The following is a 568-nucleotide window of genomic DNA, read 5'->3' on the forward strand; positions in this document are numbered from 1 at the left end:
TCATGCCCGCCGGCCAAAAGTGCCCTCACCCGATGCTCGGATTGCTGGGCGAGCGCCACCAGCGCTGAGCCGAAGAAGTCGACCTTGCCATGCGCGATGGTGCGGATGATGAAGCCTGCGGTGAGATCGCCGCGCAGCCTCAGATGCTCGATCAGCGCGGCATGCTCCTCGGCGCGCGTGCCCTCGATCAATGTCAGCGAAGCCTTCACGCAGGCATCGCGCATCACACGATCGGCGCGAGCGGCGCCCATCAATGCCAGCACCAGCGGCGAACCCTTCAGCGTCTCGCCAAGCTTGATCAAAAGCGTGTGCCTGCAATCGGCGGGAAGACGCGCGTCGGCGATCAGCGCCTCGCGCACAAGCGGCAGGTGACCGTGCCGCTCGGCCATGCGGCGGAAGCTCAGCGACGCGATGTCGGCGCCGCTGTTGGCGATCAGCGTGGCGCAGGCTTCCGGCTCGCCGATCTCGGCGATAGCGGCGGCAAGCGACATCGAGACGACCGGACGGTTGGCTATCAGCTTCTGGGTGGCTTTCTGGCCGCAAGCGACGCGGTCGATGAGATCGGCAT

General features: G+C 66.4%; 1 protein-coding gene. It reads right to left on the reverse strand.

All coding sequences use genetic code 11. The features are described from left to right. Positions 1-568, reverse strand: a 568-nt coding sequence (locus EOA38_RS38415; RefSeq protein ID WP_127301678.1) for a DUF2336 domain-containing protein, incomplete at both ends; no start/stop codon positions are given.

Origin of the sequence: Mesorhizobium sp. M1E.F.Ca.ET.041.01.1.1 (assembly GCF_003997355.1) — a bacterium.
GTDB lineage: Bacteria > Pseudomonadota > Alphaproteobacteria > Rhizobiales > Rhizobiaceae > Mesorhizobium.